This is a genomic window from Psychrobacter pasteurii (assembly GCF_900162815.1).
Lineage (GTDB): Bacteria > Pseudomonadota > Gammaproteobacteria > Pseudomonadales > Moraxellaceae > Psychrobacter > Psychrobacter pasteurii.
On sequence record NZ_FUGD01000209.1, the window covers coordinates 1 to 406 of the forward strand.

General features: G+C 40.9%; 1 protein-coding gene. It reads right to left on the reverse strand.

All coding sequences use genetic code 11. The features are described from left to right. Positions 1–406: RNA-guided endonuclease InsQ/TnpB family protein (locus A1232T_RS13430; RefSeq protein WP_143514023.1), on the reverse strand; the 406-nt coding region annotated here is incomplete at both ends.

A 406-nucleotide genomic window follows, 5' to 3' on the forward strand; every position in this document is an offset into this window, starting at 1 on the left:
TTTACGGATATTACTAATTTGCAGGTGCAATCGTGATAGCTTGGCTTTCGCTTTAGCACGATTATTACTGCCTTTTTGTTTACGGCTTAATTGACGACTAAGCCTTTTAAGTTTCTTGAGTTTCGTCTTAAGGGGCTTGGGCGCTTTGACTTTAGTACCGTCTGATAGAGTGGTTAGGTTGGTAATACCTAAGTCTACACCAGTTTGCTTACCTGTTTTTTTGGTAAGGTTTACAGCATCTATTTCAACTGCAATAGAGACAAACCATCTGTCACCTCGACTAAAGATTTTAGCTGAGATTATTTTACCGTCAAAGCGCAGGGCTTCACGCATACGAACCCAACCTAGATTTGGTATGCGAATCTGTCTGCCTTTAACAGCAAACTGGTCATTAGACAGGCTAAAC